12 protein-coding genes are annotated in these 5153 nt (G+C 56.6%); all 12 read right to left on the bottom strand.

Going from position 1 to position 5153, the window contains the following annotated elements:
• Nucleotides 1-523: 50S ribosomal protein L5 (gene rplE, locus AB4Z11_RS22285; RefSeq protein WP_442027737.1), on the bottom strand; the 523-nt coding region annotated here is incomplete at its 3' end.
• 6 nt (nt 524-529) lie between these two features.
• The gene (gene rplX, locus AB4Z11_RS22280) at nt 530-844 is read right to left on the bottom strand and encodes a 50S ribosomal protein L24 (protein WP_342118638.1); all 315 of its coding nucleotides are present in this window, start codon (nt 842-844) and stop codon (nt 530-532) included.
• A gap of 11 nt (nt 845-855) precedes the next feature.
• A complete protein-coding gene (rplN, locus tag AB4Z11_RS22275; RefSeq protein WP_028101657.1) occupies nt 856-1224 on the bottom strand; it encodes a 50S ribosomal protein L14 in 369 nt (122 codons plus the stop codon).
• A 256-nt stretch (nt 1225-1480) separates the two neighbouring features.
• Nucleotides 1481-1747 carry a 30S ribosomal protein S17 gene (gene rpsQ / locus AB4Z11_RS22270; protein ID WP_442027734.1) on the bottom strand — a complete coding sequence of 89 codons (267 nt, stop codon included), beginning with the start codon at nt 1745-1747 and terminating at the stop codon, nt 1481-1483.
• On the bottom strand, nt 1744-1935 hold the full coding sequence (gene rpmC / locus AB4Z11_RS22265) for a 50S ribosomal protein L29 (protein WP_442027733.1): 192 nt from the start codon (nt 1933-1935) through the stop codon (nt 1744-1746). The genes rpsQ and rpmC overlap by 4 nt, the downstream gene beginning before the upstream one ends.
• Before the next feature lie 12 nt (nt 1936-1947).
• Nucleotides 1948-2367: a 50S ribosomal protein L16 gene (gene rplP / locus AB4Z11_RS22260; protein ID WP_155440039.1), complete on the bottom strand. Its 420-nt coding sequence runs from the start codon at nt 2365-2367 to the stop codon at nt 1948-1950.
• 2 nt (nt 2368-2369) lie between these two features.
• Complete coding sequence (gene rpsC, locus AB4Z11_RS22255) at nt 2370-3167, bottom strand: 30S ribosomal protein S3 (protein ID WP_395403239.1); 798 nt, start codon at nt 3165-3167, stop codon at nt 2370-2372.
• A 9-nt stretch (nt 3168-3176) separates the two neighbouring features.
• Nucleotides 3177-3509: a 50S ribosomal protein L22 gene (rplV, locus tag AB4Z11_RS22250; RefSeq protein ID WP_395408768.1), complete on the bottom strand. Its 333-nt coding sequence runs from the start codon at nt 3507-3509 to the stop codon at nt 3177-3179.
• Entirely contained in the window at nt 3506-3781 is a 276-nt protein-coding gene (gene rpsS, locus AB4Z11_RS22245; protein WP_093556914.1) for a 30S ribosomal protein S19, read from the bottom strand. The genes rplV and rpsS overlap by 4 nt, the downstream gene beginning before the upstream one ends.
• Nucleotides 3782-3790: 9 nt before the next feature.
• Complete coding sequence (rplB, locus tag AB4Z11_RS22240) at nt 3791-4618, bottom strand: 50S ribosomal protein L2 (protein WP_442027732.1); 828 nt, start codon at nt 4616-4618, stop codon at nt 3791-3793.
• Entirely contained in the window at nt 4618-4935 is a 318-nt protein-coding gene (gene rplW / locus AB4Z11_RS22235; protein ID WP_442027730.1) for a 50S ribosomal protein L23, read from the bottom strand. The genes rplB and rplW overlap by 1 nt, the downstream gene beginning before the upstream one ends.
• Nucleotides 4932-5153: 50S ribosomal protein L4 (rplD, locus tag AB4Z11_RS22230; protein WP_442027729.1), on the bottom strand; the 222-nt coding region annotated here is incomplete at its 5' end. The genes rplW and rplD, both read right to left, overlap by 4 nt.

Raw genomic sequence — 5153 nt, 5'->3', positions numbered from 1 at the left:
ATTTAAAGGCGGCGAGCAGAGCTTTCGCTTCGTCGTCGGTCTTCGCGGTGGTGGTGATCGAGATGTTCATACCACGCAGTGCGTCGATCTTGTCGTACTCGATTTCCGGGAAGATGATCTGCTCTTTCACACCGATGTTGTAGTTGCCACGGCCGTCGAAGGACTTGCCGGACACGCCACGGAAGTCACGCACGCGCGGCAGGGCCACGGTGATGAAACGGTCCAGGAATTCATACATGYGGGCGCCGCGCAGGGTCACCATGGTACCGATCGGGTAGCCTTCGCGGATCTTGAAACCTGCGATTGCCTTACGGGCCTTGGTCACGACTGGCTTCTGGCCGGCGATCTTGGTCAGGTCGCCAACAGCGTGCTCGATAATCTTCTTGTCAGCCACGGCTTCCGACAGACCCATGTTCAGGGTGATCTTGGTCAGACGCGGCACTTCCATCACCGACTTGTAACCGAATTTTTCGGTCAGCTCGGCGACGACTTTGTCTTTATACAGTTGTTGCAGACGGGCCATTTCTTATTACCCCTTCACTACTTCGCCGGAAGACTTGAAGACGCGGACTTTTTTACCGTCCACTTCCTTGAAGCCTACGCGATCTGCCTTGCCGGTCGCAGCGTTGAACAGCGCAACGTTGGACACGTGGATTGGCATGGTCTTGTCAACGATGCCACCTTGAACACCAGTCATCGGGTTTGGCTTAACGGCCTTCTTGGCCACGTTAACGCCTTCTACCACAACGTGCTCAGCGTCTACACGCTGGGTTACCACGCCGCGCTTGCCCTTGTCCTTACCAGTCAGGACGATGACTTCGTCGTTTTTGCGAATCTTATCCATTGTCTGACTCCTTACAGGACTTCCGGTGCCAGGGACACGATCTTCATGAACTTCTCAGTGCGCAGTTCACGCGTCACTGGGCCAAAGATACGGGTACCGATCGGTTCCAGTTTGTTGTTCAGCAGGACAGCAGCATTGCCGTCAAACTTCACCAGGGAACCGTCCTGGCGACGCACACCCTTAGCGGTGCGCACTACCACGGCGTTATAAATTTCACCTTTTTTGACACGGCCGCGAGGCTGAGCCACCTTAACGGTGACTTTGATCACGTCGCCAATGCCAGCGTAACGGCGCTTGGAACCGCCCAACACCTTGATGCACATGACTTCCTTGGCACCGGTGTTGTCGGCTACTTCGAGCCGGCTCTCAGTTTGAATCATAGTATTCTCTTTCCCAACTTAAGCCGAAGAATCCACACAATGCGGACATCGGTCAGTCTTGGTCCCGCCAATGGGCACGATGCCCATTGCTTGGGTGCTTGATCTTCAAACACGTAACTGACCGCATACCGCGCCTGTGGAGAGACACTTTGCGGCGGATACATGAACGAAGCCCGCAAGTATTACATAAAACCTGCGGGCCTGCAAGAACTAATTGGCTTGTGGCCGAAACCTCACGGTTCCGGCCCCAGACTTCTTAGACGATTTGTGCGACTTGCACTACTCGGGTCACCGTCCACGCCTTCGTTTTGGAGATCGGGCGGCCTTCCTGGATTTCAACCGTATCACCGGTCTTGGCCGAGTTGGCTTCGTCGTGCGCGTGGTACTTGGCGCTACGGACGATGATCTTGCCGTACAGAGGGTGCTTCACGTGACGCTCGATCAGAACGGTAACGGTCTTGTCCATCTTGTCGGACACAACTTTACCGATCAGCGTGCGCTTCAGCTTTACTTGATCAGTCATTTTGCTTCCTTCGAGTTCATTACCGTTTTCACGCGTGCGATGTCGCGGCGTACCTTCTTGAGCTGCGAAGTGTTCGCCAGCTGCTGCGTAGCGGCTTGCATACGCAGGCCAAACTGGGCCTTCAGCAGATCATTCAGCTCTTTCTGCAGAGCTGCCTGGTCTTTGCCGCGGAGTTCAGTTGCTTTCATATTTCTCTCCGATTATTGGCCTACCTGGCGCACCACGAAGGTGGTAGCCAGCGGCAGTTTGGCAGCAGCCAGGCGGAACGCTTCGCGTGCCAGCTCTTCAGCAACGCCATCCATTTCGTACAGGACTTTGCCTGGACGAATTTCGGCAACGTAGTACTCCGGGTTACCTTTACCGTTACCCATACGGACTTCGGCAGGCTTGTTGGAGATTGGCTTGTCTGGGAAAACGCGAATCCAGATACGGCCACCACGCTTGATGTGACGGGTCATCGCACGACGTGCGGACTCGATCTGGCGCGCGGTGATACGGCCGCGTGCCACGGCCTTCAGGCCGAACTCGCCGAACGACACATTGGTGCCGGTGGTGTGCGAAATGCCGGTGTTACGGCCTTTCTGCTCTTTACGATATTTCCTGCGGCTAGGTTGCAGCATGCTTATTCTCCTGCTTTGTCAGCTGCAGCCGGCTTGGCAGCGCGGCGACCGGCTGGTGCGGTTGCTGGTTTAGCACCTGGACGGCCACGGCCAGCTGGCTTGCCATCTTCGCGACGCGGACCACGTGGCTTCTTCTCGTCGGCTGGCGTCTCGATGACTGGTGCTTCGCCGGTAGCGGAGCGGTCACCCTTGTAGACCCAAACCTTGACACCGATGATGCCGTAGGTGGTCGATGCTTCGGAGGTACCGTAGTCGATGTCCGCCTTCAGGGTATGCAGAGGCACGCGGCCTTCGCGATACCATTCGGTACGGGCGATCTCGATGCCGTTCAGACGGCCGGAGGACATGATCTTGATGCCCAGGGCGCCCAGACGCATTGCGTTCTGCATCGCGCGCTTCATGGCGCGGCGGAACATAATACGCTTTTCCAGCTGCTGCGAGATCGAATCGGCGATCAGTTGCGAATCGATTTCCGGCTTGCGGATTTCTTCGATGTTCACGTGCACAGGCACGCCCATGATCTTCGACAGGGAAGACTTCAGCACTTCGATGTCTTCGCCCTTCTTGCCGATCACAACGCCCGGACGCGAGCTGTAAATGGTGAAGCGTGCGTTCTTGGCAGGACGTTCGATCACGATACGGCCCACGGAAGCGTTTTTCAGCTTCTTCTTCAGGAAAGCACGTGCCTTCAGGTCTTCGTTCAGCATCGAAGCGAAGTTACCGTTGGTTGCGTACCAGCGCGAAGCCCAGTTACGGGTGACCGCCAGACGGAAACCGGTTGGATGAATTTTCTGACCCATCGCAGCTCCTTAGTTACCGACAGTCACGTAGATGTGACAGGATTGTTTGGAAATACGGTCACCACGGCCTTTTGCGCGAGCGGTGAAACGCTTCAGGATCGGGCCCTTTTCAACGTAGATCGTTTTCACGAACAGTTCGTCGATGTCGGCACCGTCGTTGTGCTCGGCGTTCGCAATAGCGGACTCCAGCACTTTCTTCATGATGAACGCGCCCTTTTTTGGGCTGAACGTCAGGATGTTCAGCGCAGCGTCAACCTTCTTGCCACGGATCAGGTCCGCGATCAGGCGGCCTTTTTGATCCGACAGGCGCACGCCTTTGAGGATAGCTTTGGTTTCCATTATTTCTTAGCCTTTTTGTCAGCAGCGTGGCCCTTGAAGGTACGGGTCAGCGCGAATTCGCCGAGCTTGTGACCAACCATGTTCTCGGAAACGTACACAGGCACGTGCACCTTGCCGTTGTGCACGGCAATGGTCAGACCGATGAAGTCAGGCATGATCGTCGAGCGACGGGACCAGGTTTTGATTGGCTTTTTGTCTTTGGTCGCTTGCGCGGCTTCGACTTTTTTCACCAGATGGGCGTCGCAGAACGGCCCTTTTTTCAATGAACGAGTCATGGTTTATCCTTATTTCTTGCCGCGGCGCGAGACGATCATCGAAGAAGTACGCTTGTTGGAGCGAGTCTTCTTACCCTTGGTCTGTTGACCCCATGGCGACACTGGATGACGACCAGCTGCGGTACGGCCTTCACCACCACCGTGCGGGTGGTCGATCGGGTTCATCACCACACCGCGAACGGTTGGGCGAACACCGCGCCAGCGCATGGCACCAGCTTTACCGATCTTACGCAGGCTGTGTTCGGCATTGCCGACTTCACCGATGGTTGCGCGGCACTCGATGTGCACGCGGCGCACTTCGCCGGAGCGCAGACGCACCTGAGCGTAAGTACCTTCACGTGCCATCAGCACCACAACGGCGCCAGCGGTACGGGCCATCTGAGCACCTTTGCCAGGCAGCATTTCCACGCAGTGGATATTGGTACCCACCGGGATGTTGCGGATTGGCAGGCAGTTGCCCGGCTTGATCGGCGCTTCCGAACCGTTCAGCAGGGTGTCGCCGACAGCAACGCCTTTCGGGGCGATGATGTACTTGCGCTCGCCGTCGGCGTAGCACAGCAGGGCGATGTGCGCGGTGCGGTTCGGATCGTATTCGATACGTTCCACTTTCGCAGGGATGCCATCCTTGTTGCGCTTGAAGTCCACCAGACGGTAGTGGTGCTTGTGACCACCGCCGATGTGACGGGTGGTGATGTGACCGTTGTTGTTACGGCCAGCCGTCTTGGACTTCTTTTCCAGCAGGGCAGCGAACGGACGACCCTTGAACAGGTCGGCGTTCACAACCTTCACCATGCCGCGACGGCCTGGGGAGGTTGGCTTCATCTTAACGAGTGCCATTATTTAGCCTCCTCGGTGAAATTGATTTCCTGGCCGGGCTTCAGGCACACGAAAGCACGCTTGGTGTGGTTGCGGCGACCGATGAAACGGCCGGAACGCTTGACCTTACCTTCGCGGTTGACGGTCTGCACCGATTCCACTTGGACCTTGAACAACAGTTCAACGGCGGCCTTGATTTCTGGCTTGGTCGCATCCTTGGTAACCAGGAACACGATCTGCTCGTTCTTTTCCGCGACCATGGTGGCCTTCTCGGAAATGACCGGCGCCAGCAGCACCTTCATCAGGCGCTCTTCGCTGTGTTTGATGACTGCGCTCATGCCAGCATCTCCTCAATCTGTGCCAGTGCCGCTTTGGTAACCAGGACCTTCTTATAGAAGACCAGCGACATTGGATCTGCGTGACGTGGCTCAACAACCAGCACGTTCGGCAGGTTACGGGAARCCAGCTCCAGGTTTTCCTGGATGGTGTCGGTGATGATCAGAACGGATTCCAGACCCATGCCGGTCAGCTTTTGCGACAGCAGCTTGGTCTTAGG

Source organism: Pseudoduganella sp. RAF53_2 (assembly GCF_052113985.1).
Taxonomy (GTDB): Bacteria; Pseudomonadota; Gammaproteobacteria; order Burkholderiales; family Burkholderiaceae_D; genus Rugamonas.
The sequence above is the reverse complement of the archived record's forward strand: the minus strand, read 5'-3'. Positions and strand labels throughout refer to the sequence as shown.